Here is a 20,264-nt window from a genome sequence, read left to right on the forward strand (position 1 = left end):
GATAACCATGAAAGATATATCTACCCAAAAATACCACATTATTGCACGAGTGTTCCATTGGGTTGGTGCTTTGCTTATTTTGGTGGCATACCTGCTGGCTGATGATTATGTAGGTTTGCATAAGGCGGTGGGTGCAAGCTTTTTATTATGGACATTACTTCGTATCATAGGTAGATTAGTTACGGCAACGCCTAAGCCTGTGCCAGCACCTGCTTGGCAGACAGCACTTGCTCACTTGACGCATTTGGGGCTGTATGTGCTGATGTTAGCCCAGCCTATCAGCGGTATATTAATGTCAATGTATGGTGGCAGGGCGGTTGATGTTTTTGGGATTGTGCAAATTCCAGTTATGGTGTCGCCAGATCGTGCCATGGCAAAGCTGATGAACGAGTGGCATACTGATATTATTTTTCCTGCAATGCTAGCACTAATTGTTGCACATATTGCAGCGGCTTTATATCATCAGTTTATCGTTAAAGATAACCTCATTGCTCGCATGAAGTGATGTTATGTGCTGAGTTAGCCAAGTGCTGTTATGTATTTTTTTATAATTAGCTTAAGCATAAGATAGTCGCTAAAAATGCAAAGCATCACTAAAAAAAATGCCCACTATTTAGTGAGCGTTTTTTGTTTATTTGCGATCTGGCAAGCTAATGCTCATTTCAAGCATATCGACATCATCTTCATGATGGTGATTGATATTGACTTGATCTAATTGTACGCCGCTGACGTATTTATTAACCACCTCAAGCACTTCACGCTTCATCTGTTCAATACGTTCGGCTGTTAGGCGAGTGTTTAGTCGGTCTGAGCTTGCTACGATGACTTTTAGTCTGTCTTTGGCGATATCAGCACTGCTTGGGCCGCTGTTATTACCAAACAGTGAGCTCCAAAATCCTTTTTTCATTTTAGCCTCCGAACAGTCTTTGGAAGAATCCTTTTTTCTTCACATCTAGGTGACGTAAAGGACGTTCTTCGCCTAAGAATCGTGCCACGATGTCATCATAACATTGACCTGCGGCAGATTCAGGGTAGTGAATGACAGGTTGACCGTGGTTTGAAGCTTCTAGGACAGCATTGCTTTCTGGGACGACGCCAAGTAATGGCACTCGTAAGATTTCATTAGCAATGGTGTCTAAGTCCATCATTTCCCCTTGAGCAGCACGCTCTGGATTGTAGCGAGTAATGATGAGATGCTCACGAACACTGCCGCCTTCTTCGACTTTTTTGGTGCGTGATTGTAGAATGCCGATGATGCGATCTGAGTCACGCACACTTGATACTTCAGGGTTGGTTACGATTAAGGCCTCATCTGCATGATACATTGCAAGCTGAGCACCACGTTCTATGCCTGCTGGACTGTCGCAGACGATGTAATCAAAATTCATCTCTTCAGCCAGCTCTTTCATGACTGCTGCCACGCCTTCATCGGTTAGAGCGTCTTTATCACGAGTCTGAGAAGCTGGTAGAATGTATAGGTTTTCAAGCTTTTTATCTTTTACTAAAGCTTGGCTAAGCTTGGCTGTACCAGAGATAACATCAACAAAGTCATAAACAATGCGGTTCTCACAACCCATGATTAAATCAAGATTACGCAAGCCCACATCAAAGTCAATCACAACCGTCTTAAATCCACGATTGGCAAGTCCTGCACCAATTGATGCACTGGTGGTGGTCTTGCCAACACCGCCTTTACCTGAGGTAACCACGATAATTTTTGCCACTTGGCACTCCTTAAATAACTAATCGCAATACATTCATATTTCCATACTCTAGCATATCATAAATTACTGATATACTAAATTGTTTTTTATGGATATATTAAGCTTAATGCACGCTTTTTACTAAAAATTAAAAGACAAATTAAAGCTCTAGTAGATCAAACACTAAGCCTTTTTGGTCGTTATAGCTGACAATAACGCATTGATCAAGCATTTCTGGTGGAATCGCTTCACGCAAGCAATACGTTCCTGCCACCGATACCAAAAGGGGATTGAATTTTTGACAAAAGATGCGTGCATCTTTATCGCCTGTTGCCCCCGCTACCAGCCTGCCAAGCCCCTTGCCATAGATATGTAGATTGCCATCTGTAATGGCTTCGCCACCAGCATTTACACTGCCAATAATAGTCAGATCGCCCCCAAGGTGCTGTAAGCTTTGACCAGATCGCACAATTTGATTGTGAACGATATCGGTTGTGGCGTAAGCGTTGGTTTGTTCTTTGGTGTCTCGGTTATCCGCTTTGGCGTCTGTGATGTCAGGGCTTTTTGGTGCTTTGGTTTTTTTTGGATGGATGTGCTGAATGCGTTCATCGGCTGGGAATATGGCAAGTTTTAGCTGCTTTGCTTGTGAGCTAAGCACGCTATCAACGACCCCAATTGGCTGCAAACCAAAATCACGCAATAAATCAAGCAGTGCATTCAAGTCTAGATCAATATCGCTATCAATAATGACGAGTACGCCTTTGACAGTGTGCTTATCGGATAACTCGCTTAAGGTGTTTTTGATGTCGCTTAAATCGCTTGTGTGGATTTTTAGGCGACTAAAATTTAGCATTTTGCCAAAAAAAGTAATGGCTTTACTCATAACATAACCGTCGTTTCTAACACATTTTTTGTGTTTGTTGGATTTTAAATTTTCAAGTAATAAGTATGACATTATTACATTAAAATTGCTAGTGATTGTGGCAATTTTTGTAAGGTCAGTTGGGCAGATTTACTTAAATCTTAAACTAATCTTGATTATGTATGACAATCAATAAATTTTTCTTAAAAAAAACTATTGACACACCCTAAAAAGTGGGTATAATACGCACCCATACAGCAAATGCTGATAAGCGGGAATAGCTCAGTTGGTAGAGCACAACCTTGCCAAGGTTGGGGTCGCGAGTTCGAATCTCGTTTCCCGCTCCAAATATTTAGCTCTAAGCATTTAAAAGCCACTTTTAATCAAAAGTGGCTTTTTTAATTGGGATTCAAATCAGATTAGCCCTAAATTTTATACCATTTTGTTAATGTTTTATTGGACGATGAAAAACCTAAGTGGTTTTGGGTGGGGGTTTTAATAATTTATAATCAATTACTTTATGCATAATACTGGTAAATACAGGCGTTATTTTAGTGTATTCCAAAATAAATTAACCCAACTTAAATTTATGATATAATTAAAATAAAGATAAATTAAGTTTGGTCTGATGCTAAATTTAGTCTGATAATTGGACATCAAATTTTTACCCTTATCGATAACAGCCCACTTTTATAGGTATATATATGAAAACAGCCATCACCCCCTTTGCATTATCCACATTATTACTACCCACGTTATTGCTCACAGCTTGTGGTGGCACAACTCATGGCAATACCGTAAATCCCACGCCCACGCTAAACCAACAAAACACAGACCAACAAACCAAGTCAGCTCTAACAAGCCCAGCCCCTGCTCCAAACGTTAGCTTGCCATCGCTCATTGTTGGGCATACTCAGGCAGATGGCACAGACAAGGTTCGTATTATTAATGGCAATACTGACATCAACAGCATTAGCATTGACGGCAAAGTATTTGCACTGACAGCAACAGATAGCGAAAATATACGTCATGCCAATTACAATCTTAACACAAAAGCAGGCTGGCTATCAGATGACATCACCAAAAAAAGCCATCTGTTTTATCAAGGCAATCTCACAGCCACAAGCGACCTACCAAAAGGCATCGTTCATTATGAAGGGGTCGGCTTAATCATCAAAGATGGTGTTGCCAAAAAAACAGGCGACATTACCCTAACGGCCAATTTTACAACCAAAAATTTGACTGGACAAATCCACAGTGCCGAAATCCGCATTCCCCCAGAGCAAATAGACCTAAACGCCAAAGCCAAAGATTATCTGAATATTCAAGCGACCATCAAAGACAATACCTTTATTGGTACACATGAAGGCACAAGCGTTCAAGGTGCATTTTTTGGCGACCATGCCAAAGAAGCGGTCGGCATTTGGCAAAATAACACCTATGGCAATGGCGTATTTGGCACCATTCAAAAAACCAATACCGCTCAATAAGCCATCTCACCGCTTAAAAAAAAAGACTTGTCAATCACAAGTCTTTTTTTTGAATACAAAAGTATGAAATATCACAGCATGAAATGATTAGGCTTTTTTTCTTGCTATTTTATGAAATACAAATCCCACCACAAATCCTACAATGGCAAAAGGCAGCCACTCCATAGAATACGCCTTTAATGGCAAATTCACGCCTGCCACCGATAAAATAGACACCATCGCAACGAATAACAGACTGACACGCTGAGCAATCATCGGCATGGGTTTGAGCAGATGAATGCCAAGCAAGGCTATCGCCGTCATTGTGATGGGATATAACACAAGTAGCACAGGAATGGACTTGCTAATCACAGCACTTAGCCCTTGGTTTGCCAAGACAAAACCGACCAAAGTAAAGATGATGACATAGCTTTTGTAGGATAAATGAACACCGCCAATTTTAGGGAAAGTTTCATAAAAATATTCAGACGCAGAGACCGTCAGCCCCACAGTTGTCGTCAGACACGCCAAAGACGCAATCAGCCCAAGCACCACACCCCCTAATGACCAAAAGCCCAAAACCGCCGATTGAGTCAAAATAAACGTGCCGATATTTTGTCCCTTATTGCTAATTTGAGCCATCTCATCTGCCGATATGGGCAAATGATTACCAATCCACCCCAAAGACAGATAAATAAGTGCAAGCCCAAAAGTTGCAATCAGTCCTGCTTTTGTGGTTTGGGAAAATAGATTTGCATTAGCCCCTGCTTTTTCACGAATGACATTCATCACAATGCCTGAGAACGCCACAGCTGCCAGCACGTCCATCGTATTATAGCCTTCCAAAAACCCTGCAAAAAACGCCCCATCAGCATAGGCAGGGGTTGCTGTACTAACAGGATTGGCATTTAGGATAATCAAAGACATCACAATCAAAGATAGTATCGTCAAAAGTAGCACAGGAGTCAAAACCGCCCCAATGCGATCAATCATCTTACCGGGGCTTAATGACAACCACAGCGACAAGGCATAATAAATCAGCGTAAAAACAAGTAGGCTTATCCAGTTTGGCATATCCAAAAATGGCACGACCGCCATCTCGTAAGCCACCGCCCCTGTACGTGGAATGACAAATAAAGGAGCAAGCGTCAAATAAATCGCCACAAGCAACGCCACAGAGAACCAAGGGTGTATGCGTGCCAAGGCAGACTGATAACCGCCTTCATATTTAGCACCAATCATCAAACTTAGTAAAGGCAGTCCCACCCCTGTCAAAATAAATGCAACAATTGCAGGAGTAAAAAACTCTCCGCTCTCAAACCCGAGTTTGGGCGGAAAAATCAGATTGCCTGAGCCAAAGAAAAAAGCAAACAGCATAAAGCCGATGCTTAGGGTGTTTTTATTCATCAAAATAACTCTTAACAAAAATTGGTTATTTTAACAATATTTAAGCAAAACGTGTTAAACATTCTTAACAATTTTATCTACTGGCAAGTAAAAGGCTAGTACTTGTAAACCCTGAAAACAAATAAGCAGTTTGGCATAACGTATCGCCATCGTCTTAGATCGCTTGCAATTAACAAAGGTATTTTTCATAAGATGTCTTTTAGATGCAGGCGGTGGCTTGATTTTATAAATCCATCATCAAGATAACCTTGATAAATCTTTCGCTAATCAATCTGCACCAAGCTCACTCATTGCATTATCAAATCAATACACAACTTAGCTGTGAATATTTTAGCCCTAGCAACCAAAGAAATACTACTTAAATATTTATTATCAAAAACACAAAAGATATTGATAATGATTTTTATTAAGTATATAATTGTAACAATCGTGTACGATAGTTACTACATATCATACATAGCTTATCTATTTTATGGAATTTATCTTAGGAGTAACCAGTGTCTATACATAAACGCACCCGCTTATATCAAGCCATGTCTGTGGCGATGATGGGTATTTTAACAGGCTGTGTGGGCGGTGATTTTGGTGCAGTCAATCACGCTACCCCAACCGTGATACCAAGTAAAGCCCCAAGCAATCCACAACCTGAAACCATACCAAATGCCAATAGCGAAAATACCGACGCGCTGACCAAGCCTGCATTGGGATTTTTGATGAAAGGTGTGGTGCGTGATGATGGTAGCCAAATCAAATCAATCAATACAGATGACATCACTTCCCTTGGCGACAACCCTGATTTTAACCACAGCCTATTTCATGGCGATGGTGCGGTTACCATCACAGGACTTGGCGATTTAAAAGCCGTCAATCCCAATAAACAATTTATCCGCTATCAAGACAACTATGGCGATTACACATATGTTCGCTTCGGACATCTCATTCAAGAGAGCAACGTAGGCAAAAACGACAGACAAATTCCGCTCATCTACACGTTCTATCATGGCGACAGCCCATCATCTGCCATGCCTGTGGAAAATAGCATACACTACAAAGGTCATTGGCTTTATATGAGCGATGCCCAAGATAAAAAAGCCGAAAAAGATGAAACCATCAACGTGGATATACACGGCGCCGATAACAGTAAATATCATCATGATTTAATCAATTTTAATGACGCTCGGGGCAATGCTAAATTTTCTAGTGCCAACCATCTTGCACGTAATGGTGATATGTCGTCTGCCAATACTGAAAATCGCTATGACAATATGATTGCTGATTTTACCGTTGATTTTGCTGACAAGAAACTAAGCGGCACACTTGGCTATGAAAACCCATACGAGCAAAAACATCCACAAAAAGTAGAAATCAAAGATGGCGACAGCGAGCAAGTCAAACAAGAAAAGCTTGCCAAAATGCGACAACCTTACACGCCCTTGTACAAAATCAACGGCGACATCAAACAAAATCGTTTCACAGGCGACATCAAATCGCAAGTAGATAAAGACGGCAAGCCACGCACCATCAAGCACTATGGCACAACCTACACACAAAAGGACACTCGCACCGACAAGGCGTTATTTGCGTCAGATGGCGTGGTAGAAGGCGGATTTTATGGGGATGATGCAGCAGAGCTTGCTGGGAAATTTGTAACGAACACCAACGACTTAGTCGGTGTGTTTGGGGCAAAAAAGACCACCGAAACCAAAGATAGTCAAAAGCTCTTTGACGCCACTTTAATCACCCCAAGCCATGACCGTGTGATTTATAATAAAGATTTGACCAATGTTGTGCGTGAAGTACCAAAAGAGCTGCCTGCTTATATCCCTACGGAATTTGCTAATTTGGCAAGCAACACCGACGTTCAAACAAAAATCCAAGATGAGTTGGGTGATTTTTGGACAAAGCTTGAAGGTGGCATACCAAATCTTGATGAAACTTTGATAAATTTTGATCAATTAAGTAGCGAAGAAAAAGTTAAAATTGAAGACCAGTACTTTGCAATCAGTGAAGCCTTTGAGAACGAATATGCCAAGCAAACGATAAGCCAACCATTGGCAATGACGATAGAAGATAATCTGTTTAGTGCTATCTTTGATGGGCAAATTGAAAAATTAAAACAAACCCCCGCTTTTTGGGAAGTATTTCGTGGGGATAGTACCGACGAAGAGATGGACGAAAAATTAAAGGCTTATGAAGATTTTACCTTAGAGGATGAAGAATTGGTGGCAATGGACAGTGCTTTTGAAAAAGCCAGAGCCAACTATCTTAACACCGCACGTGGGCAAATATCTAGCCAAGTTAGCACAAGTGAGCTGGCAAGCTTTGGCGACCCTGCTCGCCTACGTGTGGGTGGTAAATCTTATAATCTCAATGCTACAAAAGTAGATGAAGTGCTTGCCGACACCCAAGTCATTCAAGTTACAAAAAACGGTCAAGCTCGCACCTTTGTGCTTGCCCAAACCGATGATGGCAAAACGTCCACCAAATTTATCCATGTGTGCTGTGATAATTTGGCATATACCAAGTTTGGGCGTTTTAATGTCGGCGACATGACAGACACACGTTACTTTGTACAAGGTCAGCGTTCAAAAGCCATTCCTGATACAGGCACCGCCACTTATTCAGGGCATTGGACAGGCTTTATTGACAGCACTCGCCCAAGAAAAGAGACAGACGCTAAGTATGACAACAATCCTTTTGTCAAAAATTATTTTTCTGATGATGCTCAAAATAACACCGCTAAGTTTACCGCTGATTTTGGTCAAAAAACACTAATAGGCAGATTTTTGACAGGTACGCAGCCTGTGCTTGATATGAACGCCAAAATCAATGGCACAGCATTTAGTGGCACGGCAAAAACCGAAGACGCAGGCTTTACCTTTAACCGTTTTAGTACTGGGGCGACTGAGACCATTCATATCAAAGATGCCAAAGTGATGGGCGGATTTTATGGCGATAATGGGGCAGAGCTTGGTGGCAGTATTCATTATAATAATAATGACGGTAAGCCAAGTAGCTTTAACGACGAAAGCATACGACTTGGCATGGTCTTTGGGGCAAAAAAAGACGAGAAATAAGGCAAATAGCCAATTACACCCATCATACTGACTAAGTTTGTGATAAGGATAAATGATGTTTCAAAAGAAATTTTTAACGTGTCAAATTTTGGCGATTTTGTGTACCACGACCGCATTCGCTGATGATACACATAATGGCAAAAAAACGCCCAGCGTTCAATTACAAACCACCAAAGTTACTGTCAATGCCAAACCCACTCGCTTCAAAAAGGACGTGAGTGGTCTGTCTCGAATCAGTAAAAGCCAAGATGACCTAAAAAAAGAGCAGGTTACTGGCATACGAGATATGGTCAAATATGACGCAGGGGTCTCGGTCGTAGAGCAAGGACGTGGCGGTAGCAGTGGCTATGCCATTTATGGCGTGGACAAAAACCGAGTCGCCGTTACTGTGGACGGCGTAGCACAGTCGCAGTCTTATGTGGACGAGACCAGTAACTCTGGCAATACAGGCTCTATGAATGAAGTAGAAATTGCCAATGTGTATGCCGTAGACATCGCCAAAGGCAGTAATGGGGCGTTCGCAGGCAGTGGGGCGTTGGGTGGCTCGGTGGAATTTACCACCAAAAAAGCAAGCCACATTATTCCTGCCGACAAAGACCACGTCTTTAAAAGCCAAAGCACCTATACCAGTCGTGATAAGCGATTCACCCAAACATTGGCGGCTGCCATGCAATCAGACACAGCCAGCGGACTGATTCAATACACCAAACGCAAAGGTGAAGGCGTTCACGCTCATAAGGACGCAGGCAAGGGCACACATACGTTTGAGCGGTTAAGCTCTTATGAAGAAAAGTATGATTTGCGCGATAAAGACACGCCGTACAACCGTTTTCGCTTTGATGATTGTACTGGTGCTGATTGTGTGATGTACTTTTTAAAGCCTACGAGCGAAAAAATCATTTTGGGCGGTCGTTCTTATGATGATTTATCAGAGATAGAAAAAGCTCAATATGCAAATATGCAACACAAAACTGAAACGGTCTCTGCCAAAGATTATGCAGGCTATGAGAGACTTTTGCCCAATCCGATGGATTATGAATCTGATTCTTATCTTGGCAACTTTACCTTTACGCCAAACGAAAACCATAATTTTGGATTAATCTTAGAAGACACACGCCAACGCTATGACAGCCGTGATATGAGCTATTGTAACTACCTGCCAACCGATGCCAAAGGTCGCTGTGATACTGGCATGGCGTTTTTGACAACTTATAACCGCAGTAGTTCAGATTTGCCCAAAAATGCTTCATCTTTTGAACTAACTGGCATACACAAAAAAGGCGACACAATATTGCCTTCCTTAAAATACACTCGTGTCAAACTGCTTGATGAATTGCACAAAAAACAGCGCGCCAGTCTGTCTTATGACTACACCAATGCTCCGTTTTTTGATAAAATCAGCGCCAATTATACCTACCAAAAAATCAACCAGAACACCGCTTCCACCAAAAAAGGGTGTAGCTTATATCCAAGCGTGGACGAAAATTGCGATGTCAGCACCGACAAAGCAGGCTCATTTGCCATCAACGAAAAAGCCTACTATGGCGAAAAAACCCATCTTGGCAACCTAAATCTTAATAAAAACTGGTCGCTTGGCAACACCGACCACCGCACCCAGATTTTATTGGGGGCAAGTCAAAATACCGCCAATTATCACCGCACCAACACCGCACGCCACGCACGCCATCTTGCTGACATCATTGGTTCAGACAATGGCATAGATATTTATAAAGATTTGGGCGTGAAGATTTTTAGTGAAGATACGTGCTATGATAAAGTCAACTGCACTCGTCTGCCAATTAGCATGAAAAATACTTTCATTGGTCTATCTAACATCAGCCGTTGGGATAAGCTGTCGCTAAGTGCATCTGCACGCTTTGACAAATCGGCGGTCAAATCAGACGACAAAGCCGTACGCAACAAAACCTATCGCAACCAATCATGGGGTATTGGTCTAAATTATGATTTGACCGATAACATTGCCTTACTTGGCAAAATCTCCACAGGTTTTCGTGTGCCAAGTTTCCAAGAAATCTATGGTTATGACGGCATCGCTGGTAATGAACGTGGCGGAGAATATTTCTTTGTCCAAGATTTAAATTCAGAAAAATCCAAAAGCCGTGAACTGGGTATCCGCTTTAATAATGGCGTGATAGACGTAGAGACGAGCATATTTAGTAGCCAATACCGAGATTTAATCGCCAAAGGTACACTGTGCTTGCCCAACATGAACTGCAATCTGCCAAAAGCCCAACAAACAGGCTATCACAACGCCCAAAATGCCGATCTAAAAGGTGTGAATGTGCGTGGACGTGTGGATTTGAACGCCTTGTATGAACCAATCCCAGAAGGCCTTGTGGCATTCGGCTCATACAGCAAAATCAAAGCTGACCGCTTATTTTTAAATAAAGGCGATTGGCATACGGTAGAATCTTATCCACTAGAAGCGGTGCAACCGGGGCGGTTTGTCTATGGTCTATCGTATGACAATCCAAATGAAAAATGGGGTGCCACAGCAACATGGATATACTCTAAGTCAAAAAATCTTGATGAGCTTGCCTTTAACCGCACAAGTTTTGGTAGTGGCTATGACAAAACCACCACCGCACTCACCACCAAGCCGTGGATGACATTAGATTTGTCAGGTTATTATCATGTCAATGATGCCGTTAGTCTGCGAGCAGGCATCAATAACGTGCTAAACTACCGCTACACCACATGGGAGAGTGCCAGACAGTCATCAAGCAAAGGCACGGATTTGGTTGGTCATCAAAACCTAAGTCCAAGCCGATATGCCGCCCCCGGTCGCAACTTCACGCTTGGCATGGAGCTGACTTTCTAATTTATTCACAAGATAAAAAAGCGGATTGATTATCCGCTTTTTTATTTGCTTATTATCTGGCTTTATTTGTTTATTGTTATTGGAGGCTGATTTTGACACTTGTATTTAATCGCCTTTTTTGTGTAGAATTATTCCTTAAGACAAACATGGTGCATTATGAAAAAGCAAGCCTACCAAGACCAAAAAATCCACAGCCACTTAGATGGCTATGCCGCCCAAATTAAAGGCAAAACAGGCATTAGCCGTATTAAAAAAGCGGCAGGCTATTCTAAAGATGGTTTTTTAGCAGCGTATCGCCATGAAGCAGCCTTTCGCCAAGTTGTTTGGCTAAATGCTGTTTTGATTGTGGTTTTAATCTTTACGCCGTTTTTACTGCCTGTGAAGATGATTTTAGTGATGGCATCGGCAATCTCTATTGTGGTGGAGCTGTTTAACACAGGGCTAGAAGCGACAATTGACCGTATTTCTACTGAACGGCATATGCTGGCAAAGATTGCCAAAGATGTCGGATCGGCAGCTCAGTTTGTAACACTTAGCTTGATTGCTGTATTATGGTTGATGGCAATTTTTATAAAGTGATAAAATAGGGCGTATGCCATCTGCCTACGCCCTAAAAGTGTGGCTAGTCGCCTTAAATGCCTTGCAATGTGCCTAGTTTTTCACCCATGAGCGTTTTTTTGCCATGTTTAAAAGCTTCATGCCATAAAGTTTGTGCAGATTTTGGCAGTACAACAATGGCAGTTGAGCCTAAATAAAATCGCCCCAATTCATCACCTTTATGTAAGGCTAAGTCATGTGTACGATGCTGAATATAAGGTGTGCGTTTGATTTTACCTGTTGCGACGCATTCGATTCCAGCGACAATCATCGCCCCAACCAAGACCACGCACGCCTTGCCAAAGGCGGTATCAAATACACAGACCAAGCGTTCATTGCGAGCAAATAAATCAGGGATATTTTGGGCGGTGGTGTCATTCACCGAGAACAGCGTGCCAGGCACATAATGCGTGGCAACTAATGTTCCATCAAAAGGCATATGCACACGGTGGTAGTTGCTTGGTGCAAGGTAGATGGTGGCAAATGCACCGTTTTCAAAACTCTTGCCAAGCTCAAAATCTGCAAGCAGCTGACCGACATCATACTCACGCCCCTTAGCTTGGATTAGCTGTCCTAAGTGGATATGCCCGATCTGGGAGATGACGCCATCAGCAGGGCAAGCGATGCCATTGGGCGTATCATCGATAGGGCGACTGCCTGCTTGTAGTTCACGAGTAAAAAAGTCATTAAAGCTGGCATAATCCCCAAAATCGCCACGTGCATACTCATTAAGGCGGATATCATAGGCTTTAGCAAAAGTATGGATAAAGGCTTTTTTAATGTAGGGATTTTGGCTTTTGGCGAGTGTGCCAGCAAGTTTGGATAAAGCTTGCTGCGGGACGATGTTTTGTAAAGTAGCAAATAAATTCATAAAGCTGTTTCCTATGTGTGGTGGTGATATACCAAGAGTGGTCAAAGATGTTAAGGTATTGTACACCAAGTTTGCTATAATATCAGTAATTTCACAAGCTATATACAGTTTATGACTCACCTTGCCAAGCCTATGACCGCCGCCGAACGCATTTTTCAGGCGGTATTATTTGAGATGGGGGCGGTATCGCTGTCGGTGTGGATTATTAAGCTATCAGATCATGCGGTCATAAGTGGCGTGGTGGTATCTGTCATTATTTCAGTGATTGCGATGGTGTGGAATGTGGTGTTTAATTATGGTTTTGATCAGGTATTTGTAGGCGAAAGGCTTAATCGCACCATCGTGGTACGCACATTACAGGTGTGTTTATTTGAAAGTGGGCTGCTGTTATTTACCGTGCCTGTGGTTGCTATTGGGTTATCACTGTCGTTTTGGCAAGCATTGGTAATGGATATTGGGTTATCGCTTGCCATTATGGTGTATGCTTTTATTTTTCATTGGTTATATGATTATATACGCTTTACCATTCATCGCAAAAAAGCATGACAAAATATAGCATTTATCATAAATCTTATCTTAGTGATTGCAATGATTGGCTGCATAAAGACATGCTGTGATGATAGGTGTAGATTTTGCCAGCATTGCCGATTTGGCTTGGTAAGTCTTTGATTAGGCTCATTATCGTTGGCATTCTTTAGACTTAGGGGCTAAGCTGTTACTTTGCTTGGCACGCATTTGTTTGGGGTGTATTTGCGATGGCAAGATAATTGTTGTGGATTGGTGGTTTGGCATTAGTCTGATGGGCTGATGTGTATTGTAAGCAGTTTTGGGGTAAATGATGAAAGCATTAATTCAGCGGGTACGCCGTGCCGATGTGGTTGTTGGTGAGCGGATGGTGGGGCAGATTGGCTTGGGTGTTTTGGCATATATTGGCATTGGACATGAAGACGACTTTAATAAAGCGGTTAAATTGATTGATAAGATTTTAAGCTATCGTATTTTTGAGAATGCACAAGGAAAGCTAGACCAATCGCTTAGTGATATTGGTGGTGAGCTGCTTTTGGTATCGCAGTTTACCTTGATGGCAAATACTAAAAATGGTCGCCGTCCTGATTTTACACAAGCAATGCCACCAAGCGATGCTAAAGTACTGTTTAATGAGCTTGTCAACTATGCTAAATCCTGCCACCAAGCAGTGCAAACGGGTGAATTTGGGGCGGATATGATGGTAACCGCCACCAATGATGGTCCGATTAATTTTCTGTTACAAGTGTGATGATTGATGTCATAAAAATGGCACACGCCACATTAGGATACTCGTGCGACATCGCCATTTAACCCACTAGGCAAGGGTAATATCTGCCCAGTTTTGGCAACTTGTTCAGGCGAGCCAATCACCAAGCACTCATAACCATCAGGCGTTGCGATGGCATTAACCACTTGAATTTTGTCAAGCTTATCGCCATCAGCGACTTTTATGGGGGTGTGCATACGATGTAGATAGGCTTTAGGGCTTGCCTTAAAGTACAGCCTTGCGATGATTTCTTGACCCAAATAACAGCCTTTGTCATAATCCACGCCATGACGCTGATGTAGGCGTAATTCTTGTGGCTGAAACAGTTCGGTGGTCGCCTTAGTAATCCACGCATTGCCAGTTTGGATGCTTAGTGCTGCCCATGCCTTAAAATCAGCAAGACTGGCGTCTTCATGAAAGCTTGGCAGACCATCTACCACGCAAGCATAGACGTCAGAAACATCAGCGATGTTAATTTTGGAAAATGCACCGTACTTTTTAAGGTGAGCGATAAATTCATCTGCTAAGTCGCTTGCGATGATTAACACAAAGTCATCATCTGACTTATACGCCCACAGACCAAACTGCACACGACCCTTTAGATTGCTGATAGCACAAGGCGTAAGCTTTTTGCTTAATTTATCTACATTGACAGTTAGCTGACCTTGTAAGAATTTGGCATTGTCAGCACCTGATAAGGTGATTTTACTAAACTTCATCATTTATCCCCATAGTTTTCATCGCTTTATTGTAACATTTTAACACTAAAATTACCCAAAAATGCTATAATGTCGTTTTATCAATTTTTGGAAGTGATTATGAGTTTACCTGCTTGCCCTAAATGCAATGAAGATTATACCTATGCTGACGGTGATTTACTAATTTGTCCGATGTGTGCCTACGAGTGGAAAGATGGCGAGGCTGATGCTGATGCTGATACACCTGTTATTAAAGACGCTGTGGGTAATGTGCTTAATGATGGCGATGCGGTAACGGTGATTAAGGACTTAAAAGTTAAAGGCTCATCGACGCCGATTAAAGTTGGCACTAAGGTAAAATCTATCCGCCTAATTTATGACGCACCAGATGATCATGATATCGACTGTAAAGTTGATGGTTTTGGGGCAATGAAATTAAAATCAAGCGTAGTAAAAAAAGCCTAATTGCTTGCTAAGTGTGATGCAGCTTTACAGTTATTAATCAATCACTTAAGACTAAAAGAGAATGTCATGACTACTAACCAAACATTATTTGACAATGCCAAACGCCACATCGCAGGCGGTGTGAACTCTCCTGTACGTGCCTTTGCAGGCGTGGGTGGTACGCCAGTCTTTATCAGTCGTGCAAAGGGCTCAAAAATGTACGACACAGATGGCAAGGCGTACATTGATTATGTGGGTTCTTGGGGTCCGATGATTTTGGGGCATGCACATCCTAAGGTTATCAAGGCAGTTAAGGATGCTGCCGATGATGGGCTATCTTTTGGAGCTCCAACGCCTTACGAGACGACGATGGCAGACATTATTGCTGATATCGTGCCTAGTATTGATTTGCTCCGTATGACAAGCTCTGGCACAGAGGCGACCATGTCCGCCATTCGTCTTGCGAGGGGCTATACAGGGCGTGATAAGATTGTTAAGTTTGAAGGTTGTTATCATGGGCATTCTGACAGTCTTTTGGTAAAAGCAGGTTCTGGTATGCTTGATATTGGTGAGCCGACTTCTCGTGGCGTGCCAGCAGATTTTGCCAAACATACCCTAACCTTGCCTTATAACGATGTGAATGTCTTAAAAGAAGCTTTTGATAAGTTTGGTCAAGAGATTGCTTGCGTTATTGTTGAGCCGATTGCAGGCAATATGAATATGATTATCCCAAGCCAAGATTTCCATGAGACGCTGCGTGAGCTTTGTACGAATAACGGTGCAGTGCTGATTTTTGATGAGGTGATGACAGGTTTTCGTGTGGGGCTTGGAGGTGCTCAGGCGTATTTTGGTATCACACCTGATTTGACCACTTTTGGTAAAATCATCGGTGCAGGTCTGCCTGTCGGTGCATTTGGTGGTAAGCGTGAAATCATGGAGCATATCGCCCCAACAGGTGGGGTGTATCAGGCAGGTACGCTCTCTGGCAACCCTTTGGCAATGCGAGCGGGTAAGGCGATGTTTGATGAATTAACAGCAGACGGCTTTTATCATGATTTAACCGCCAAAACTGCAAAGCTTGTTAATGGCTTACAAGCCCTTGCCGACAAGCATGGTGTGCCATTTAAGACTTGTCATGTGGGCGGTATGTTTGGATTATTTTTTGCAGATAGTCTGCCTAAGAATTTTAATGATGTAAGTCAGACTGACAGCCAAAAATTTGCCAAGTTTTTCCACGGAATGTTAGAAGGTGGCGTATATCTTGCTCCATCTGCTTTTGAGGCGGCATTTATGTCTATCACCCACACTGATGAAGATATTGATGAGACCTTAAAAGTTGCAGATGGCGTATTTGCAAGCATGGTGTAGTAAAACAGCATGATAAACCGTTACAGCTCTCCTAATTTTATAACAGGTCGGTGTTTGTAGCGGTCTTCATCACTGCTAGTATTTATCTTTTGTATTATCCTTCTGATTTTTGCATCAGTTTAGCACAGCTTATCATGCTTAGATTTTGTACAGGTTAAGTGTCGACTATCTTTGAGTCACCTTGTCTTTGTGGAATGTGCAAGATTTGGTGAATTTTGCTATGGATTTGTGTTTTTTAGATTATTGGTAGATGATGGCGAGATTTTTTTGACATTAAGGCTTAATTTGGTCTACTAGCTTTAAATTTGTACTTGCAATTAGTATGCTGCACAAACTTATTGAGCGGGTAATAGCGATAAGTACGTCACCTAAAGTTGTCAATAATTATAATTAGGCAATAAGGCGATATTTATTAGTCATAAAAGAGGTGGCTTTTAACTAAGGGAGTGTTATTAATAACAGTGCTTAGTCATTAAAGCTGTAATTTTGAGTAGATAAATTTGGATAGATAAATAAGCTACTTTAATCTACCAAAGCCAATTCTCCTTGTTTTTCTTTAAATTGTAATTATATAAGGACTTGCAAAAAAAAAGATTTTGTATCAACCTATTGGTATTTTTGGTTGTTGATAATTTTGGGTATCGCAAGTTTTGCCCAACTTACAGTTTATAAAATTATGTACGTCTAATATAGTGCGGATGATGGTACATTCTTAGTGTAAAAATCTTATGAAAAATCAAGGGTTTGCCAAGTTTTTATACTTTGTAATTGTTATTGAAATTTAAGTTTAAGTTGGAATTTGTATGTTAGTAAAAGTAATCAGTAGTGTCATTGGCACAAAAAATGACCGTGAATTAAAACGTATGCGTAAGGTGGTTAATGCCATCAATGCCTTTGAGCCTGCTATTTTAGTATTATCTGATGATGAATTACGCCAAAAAACAGCAGAATTTAAGGCACGCTATCAAAATGGCGAAAGCCTTGATAAGATTTTGCCAGAGGCTTTTGCCGTTTGTCGTGAAGCGTCCAAACGTGTCAATGGTATGCGACATTATGATGTACAGCTCATTGGCGGTATGACCTTGCATGAGGGTAAAATTGCTGAGATGAAGACAGGCGAGGGCAAGACCTTGATGGCAACCCTTGCCATTTATCTTAATGCCTTAAGCGGTAAAGGCGTACATGTGGTTACTGTGAACGACTATCTGGCAACTCGTGATGCTGAGCTAAACCGACCGCTGTTTAATTTTCTAGGTTTGACGGTTGGTGTCATTTATAGCCAGCAGCCACCCCAAGACAAATTTGAGGCTTATCGTGCTGACATCACTTATGGCACGAATAATGAGTACGGCTTTGATTATCTGCGTGATAATATGGTCTTTAGTCTTGAAGAGAAGAAACAACGACCACTCAATTATTGCATCATTGATGAGATTGACTCTATCTTGATTGATGAAGCACGCACACCGCTCATCATCTCAGGACAGGCTGAGGATTCTGCTCATTTGTACTCACTTATTAATACCATTATTCCACGTCTAGTACGCTCTGAAGATGAAGAGGCGAATAAGGAAAATAAGGACGGCGATTTTTGGATTGATGAGAAAAACCGTGCCATTGAGATTAGCGAAAAAGGCTATGAGAAAATAGAAAAATTCTTAGTGGAGGTAGGTGAGCTTGGTGAGAACGAAAGCTTATACAGCCCTGCTCGTCTGCCTTTATTGGCACACGTTCAAGCGGCAATCCGAGCTCATCATATCTTCGTTAAGAATATTCATTATATCGTCAGCGATGAAAATGAAGTGGTTATTGTTGATGAGAATACAGGGCGTACTATGCCGGGTCGCCGTTGGTCAGAAGGGTTGCACCAAGCGGTGGAAGCCAAAGAAGGCGTGGAGATTCAAGCTGAAAACCAAACGATGGCAACCACCACTTTCCAAAACTATTTTCGCTTATATGACAAATTGTCTGGCATGACAGGGACGGCAGATACTGAGGCTGCTGAATTTAAGTCTACCTATGATTTAGATGTGGTGATTATCCCAACGCATCGCCCAATCGCCCGTGTGGATATGGATGATCAGATTTATTTGACAAAACTTGGTAAATATAAAGGCATTATTGAAGAAATTAAAAAAATCACGGAGAAAGGTGCACCTGTGCTGGTGGGTACTGCTACCATTGAGGCATCTGAAGAGCTGTCTTATTTACTTGACCAAGAAGGCATCAAGCATAATGTGCTAAATGCCAAGCAGCACGAGCGTGAAGCTGAGATTATCGCTCAGGCAGGTTATCCAAAGTCGGTAACGATTGCAACCAACATGGCAGGGCGTGGTACAGATATTATTCTAGGCGGTAATTGGCAGGCACGATTTGACGACTTAAGCACCTTAAGCGAGGAACAAAAAGCCCAAGAGCAAGCCGAGTGGCAAAAACGCAATGAGGCAGTAAAAGCAGCAGGTGGCTTACATATCATAGGCTCAGAACGCCACGAGAGCAGACGAATTGATAATCAGCTTCGTGGACGTGCAGGCCGACAAGGCGACCCGGGTCAATCACGCTTTTTCTTATCCTTAGAAGATGATTTAATGCGTATTTTTGCAGGTGAACGTGTGACGAATATGTTCCGTGCATTAGGTCTAAAAGAAGATGAAGCGATCGAGCATAAAATGGTATCACGCTCCATCGAGAATGCCCAAGGCAAGGTTGAGGCACGAGATTTTGATGCTCGTAAAAATCTGCTCAAGTATGATGATGTTGCTAATGAGCAGCGTAAAGTTATTTACAGTCAGCGTGATGACTTGTTAAATCAAGCGGACTTGCAAGACAGCTTAAAGGCGATGCATCACGAAGTGTATAATGCCTTAATCAGTCAGTTTGTACCGCCTGGATCGGTTGATGATCAGTGGAATATTGACGGTCTTGAAGATGAGATTGAAGAGGCGTTCCGTTACTATATGCCGATTAATGATTGGCTTGATGCGGACCGTCGTTTAGATGAAGAAGGCTTGCGTAAAAAGATTGTTGATGCAGCGATTGCACGCTATGAAGATCGTCGTGCTCAGATGGGTGATGAGAACGCCGCTCAGCTAGAGCGTGGGTTTATGCTTCAGAGCCTAGATCGCCACTGGAAAGAGCATTTAACCCAAATGGATCAGCTTAGAAAAGGCATTCATTTGCGTAGCTATGCCCAAAAAAATCCTGAGCAAGAATATAAGCGTGAGTCGTTTGATTTATTCCGATCAATGCTTAGTGCGATTAAGTCTGATGTTGTTCAAGATTTAGCCCGAGTGCATATCGCTACTCCAGAAGAAATTGCTCAGATGGAAGAAGAGCGTCGCCGTCAGATTGAGGCAATGCGTCTAATGTTTGAGCATGAGGGCGATACGACAGAAAGTACTAAGCAAGAGCCAAAACGTTCCACTCAGACGGTGAAATTAACTTTAGGTGCAACACCGCCAGCCACTAAAGCTGCCGATATCCTAGAGGATGATGTACAGATACCAGCTAATATTAATCGTAATGCACCTTGCCCGTGTGGTAGCGGACTAAAATACAAGCAATGTCACGGTAAATTATCTTAGCATTCATCATAAAAAGTAGTTAATATCATAAAAAGCAGCTGAATCGGC

Annotated in this window: 16 protein-coding genes and 1 tRNA gene; 11 read left to right on the forward strand and 6 right to left on the reverse strand. The window is 42.1% G+C overall.

Annotated features, from left to right (window positions below):
- Nucleotides 1–7 precede the first annotated feature (7 nt).
- Entirely contained in the window at nt 8–505 is a 498-nt protein-coding gene (locus tag LU293_RS06515; RefSeq protein ID WP_242746551.1) for a cytochrome b, read from the forward strand.
- Between the two features lie 126 nt (nt 506–631).
- Here the strand turns inward: LU293_RS06515 and minE are convergent, their stop codons facing one another.
- From minE to minC, 3 genes are all read right to left on the reverse strand, one after another.
- Entirely contained in the window at nt 632–907 is a 276-nt protein-coding gene (gene minE / locus LU293_RS06520) for a cell division topological specificity factor MinE (RefSeq protein WP_242746553.1), read from the reverse strand.
- A 1-nt stretch (nt 908) separates the two neighbouring features.
- Complete coding sequence (gene minD / locus LU293_RS06525) at nt 909–1,724, reverse strand: septum site-determining protein MinD (protein WP_242746554.1); 816 nt, start codon at nt 1,722–1,724, stop codon at nt 909–911.
- Between the two features lie 139 nt (nt 1,725–1,863).
- The gene (minC, locus tag LU293_RS06530; RefSeq protein ID WP_242746556.1) at nt 1,864–2,586 is read right to left on the reverse strand and encodes a septum site-determining protein MinC; all 723 of its coding nucleotides are present in this window, start codon (nt 2,584–2,586) and stop codon (nt 1,864–1,866) included.
- A 250-nt stretch (nt 2,587–2,836) separates the two neighbouring features.
- Between minC and LU293_RS06535 the strand changes: the two genes are divergently transcribed.
- A tRNA-Gly gene (locus LU293_RS06535) sits at nt 2,837–2,912 on the forward strand.
- A 357-nt stretch (nt 2,913–3,269) separates the two neighbouring features.
- Complete coding sequence (locus tag LU293_RS06540; RefSeq protein WP_242746557.1) at nt 3,270–4,055, forward strand: transferrin-binding protein-like solute binding protein; 786 nt, start codon at nt 3,270–3,272, stop codon at nt 4,053–4,055.
- A gap of 87 nt (nt 4,056–4,142) precedes the next feature.
- Here the strand turns inward: LU293_RS06540 and brnQ are convergent, their stop codons facing one another.
- Complete coding sequence (brnQ, locus tag LU293_RS06545; protein ID WP_242746558.1) at nt 4,143–5,441, reverse strand: branched-chain amino acid transport system II carrier protein; 1,299 nt, start codon at nt 5,439–5,441, stop codon at nt 4,143–4,145.
- Between the two features lie 497 nt (nt 5,442–5,938).
- Here brnQ and LU293_RS06550 point away from each other — a divergent pair, with 497 nt between their 5' ends.
- The 3 genes from LU293_RS06550 (at nt 5,939) to LU293_RS06560 (ending at nt 11,939) form a co-directional block, all read left to right on the forward strand.
- On the forward strand, nt 5,939–8,518 hold the full coding sequence (locus tag LU293_RS06550) for a transferrin-binding protein-like solute binding protein (protein ID WP_242746559.1): 2,580 nt from the start codon (nt 5,939–5,941) through the stop codon (nt 8,516–8,518).
- Nucleotides 8,519–8,573: 55 nt separating this feature from the next.
- Nucleotides 8,574–11,360, forward strand: a complete 2,787-nt coding sequence (locus LU293_RS06555; RefSeq protein ID WP_242746560.1) for a lactoferrin/transferrin family TonB-dependent receptor — start codon at nt 8,574–8,576, stop codon at nt 11,358–11,360.
- 156 nt (nt 11,361–11,516) lie between these two features.
- Entirely contained in the window at nt 11,517–11,939 is a 423-nt protein-coding gene (locus LU293_RS06560) for a diacylglycerol kinase (RefSeq protein WP_242746561.1), read from the forward strand.
- A 52-nt stretch (nt 11,940–11,991) separates the two neighbouring features.
- Here LU293_RS06560 and asd read toward each other — a convergent pair whose 3' ends face one another.
- A complete protein-coding gene (asd, locus tag LU293_RS06565) occupies nt 11,992–12,828 on the reverse strand; it encodes an archaetidylserine decarboxylase (RefSeq protein ID WP_242746563.1) in 837 nt (278 codons plus the stop codon).
- A 111-nt stretch (nt 12,829–12,939) separates the two neighbouring features.
- Here asd and LU293_RS06570 point away from each other — a divergent pair, with 111 nt between their 5' ends.
- Complete coding sequence (locus tag LU293_RS06570; protein ID WP_242746566.1) at nt 12,940–13,374, forward strand: PACE efflux transporter; 435 nt, start codon at nt 12,940–12,942, stop codon at nt 13,372–13,374.
- Nucleotides 13,375–13,666: 292 nt separating this feature from the next.
- Nucleotides 13,667–14,104 carry a D-aminoacyl-tRNA deacylase gene (dtd, locus tag LU293_RS06575; protein WP_242749696.1) on the forward strand — a complete coding sequence of 146 codons (438 nt, stop codon included), beginning with the start codon at nt 13,667–13,669 and terminating at the stop codon, nt 14,102–14,104.
- A gap of 32 nt (nt 14,105–14,136) precedes the next feature.
- Here the strand turns inward: dtd and ygfZ are convergent, their stop codons facing one another.
- Entirely contained in the window at nt 14,137–14,844 is a 708-nt protein-coding gene (gene ygfZ / locus LU293_RS06580) for a CAF17-like 4Fe-4S cluster assembly/insertion protein YgfZ (protein ID WP_242746569.1), read from the reverse strand.
- A gap of 96 nt (nt 14,845–14,940) precedes the next feature.
- Here ygfZ and LU293_RS06585 point away from each other — a divergent pair, with 96 nt between their 5' ends.
- The 3 genes from LU293_RS06585 (at nt 14,941) to secA (ending at nt 20,216) form a co-directional block, all read left to right on the forward strand.
- Entirely contained in the window at nt 14,941–15,285 is a 345-nt protein-coding gene (locus LU293_RS06585) for a zinc ribbon domain-containing protein YjdM (RefSeq protein WP_311195304.1), read from the forward strand.
- A 66-nt stretch (nt 15,286–15,351) separates the two neighbouring features.
- Nucleotides 15,352–16,632, forward strand: a complete 1,281-nt coding sequence (gene hemL, locus LU293_RS06590) for a glutamate-1-semialdehyde 2,1-aminomutase (protein ID WP_242746572.1) — start codon at nt 15,352–15,354, stop codon at nt 16,630–16,632.
- Nucleotides 16,633–17,435: 803 nt separating this feature from the next.
- Complete coding sequence (gene secA, locus LU293_RS06595; protein ID WP_242746575.1) at nt 17,436–20,216, forward strand: preprotein translocase subunit SecA; 2,781 nt, start codon at nt 17,436–17,438, stop codon at nt 20,214–20,216.
- Nucleotides 20,217–20,264: the final 48 nt, after the last annotated feature.

This window comes from Moraxella nasovis, assembly GCF_022701215.1.
In the GTDB taxonomy this organism is placed as follows: domain Bacteria; phylum Pseudomonadota; class Gammaproteobacteria; order Pseudomonadales; family Moraxellaceae; genus Moraxella; species Moraxella nasovis.

Bases quoted from the DNA above. Each gene is read 5' to 3' on its own strand.
- LU293_RS06515 (WP_242746551.1), top strand. From the start codon at position 8: ATGAAAGATATATCTACCCAAAAATACCACATTATTGCACGAGTGTTC.
- minE (WP_242746553.1), bottom strand. From the start codon at position 907: ATGAAAAAAGGATTTTGGAGCTCACTGTTTGGTAATAACAGCGGCCCA.
- minC (WP_242746556.1), bottom strand. From the start codon at position 2,586: ATGAGTAAAGCCATTACTTTTTTTGGCAAAATGCTAAATTTTAGTCGC.
- LU293_RS06540 (WP_242746557.1), top strand. From the start codon at position 3,270: ATGAAAACAGCCATCACCCCCTTTGCATTATCCACATTATTACTACCC.
- brnQ (WP_242746558.1), bottom strand. From the start codon at position 5,441: ATGAATAAAAACACCCTAAGCATCGGCTTTATGCTGTTTGCTTTTTTC.
- LU293_RS06555 (WP_242746560.1), top strand. From the start codon at position 8,574: ATGTTTCAAAAGAAATTTTTAACGTGTCAAATTTTGGCGATTTTGTGT.
- LU293_RS06560 (WP_242746561.1), top strand. From the start codon at position 11,517: ATGAAAAAGCAAGCCTACCAAGACCAAAAAATCCACAGCCACTTAGAT.
- asd (WP_242746563.1), bottom strand. From the start codon at position 12,828: ATGAATTTATTTGCTACTTTACAAAACATCGTCCCGCAGCAAGCTTTA.
- LU293_RS06570 (WP_242746566.1), top strand. From the start codon at position 12,940: ATGACTCACCTTGCCAAGCCTATGACCGCCGCCGAACGCATTTTTCAG.
- dtd (WP_242749696.1), top strand. From the start codon at position 13,667: ATGAAAGCATTAATTCAGCGGGTACGCCGTGCCGATGTGGTTGTTGGT.
- ygfZ (WP_242746569.1), bottom strand. From the start codon at position 14,844: ATGATGAAGTTTAGTAAAATCACCTTATCAGGTGCTGACAATGCCAAA.
- LU293_RS06585 (WP_311195304.1), top strand. From the start codon at position 14,941: ATGAGTTTACCTGCTTGCCCTAAATGCAATGAAGATTATACCTATGCT.
- hemL (WP_242746572.1), top strand. From the start codon at position 15,352: ATGACTACTAACCAAACATTATTTGACAATGCCAAACGCCACATCGCA.
- secA (WP_242746575.1), top strand. From the start codon at position 17,436: ATGTTAGTAAAAGTAATCAGTAGTGTCATTGGCACAAAAAATGACCGT.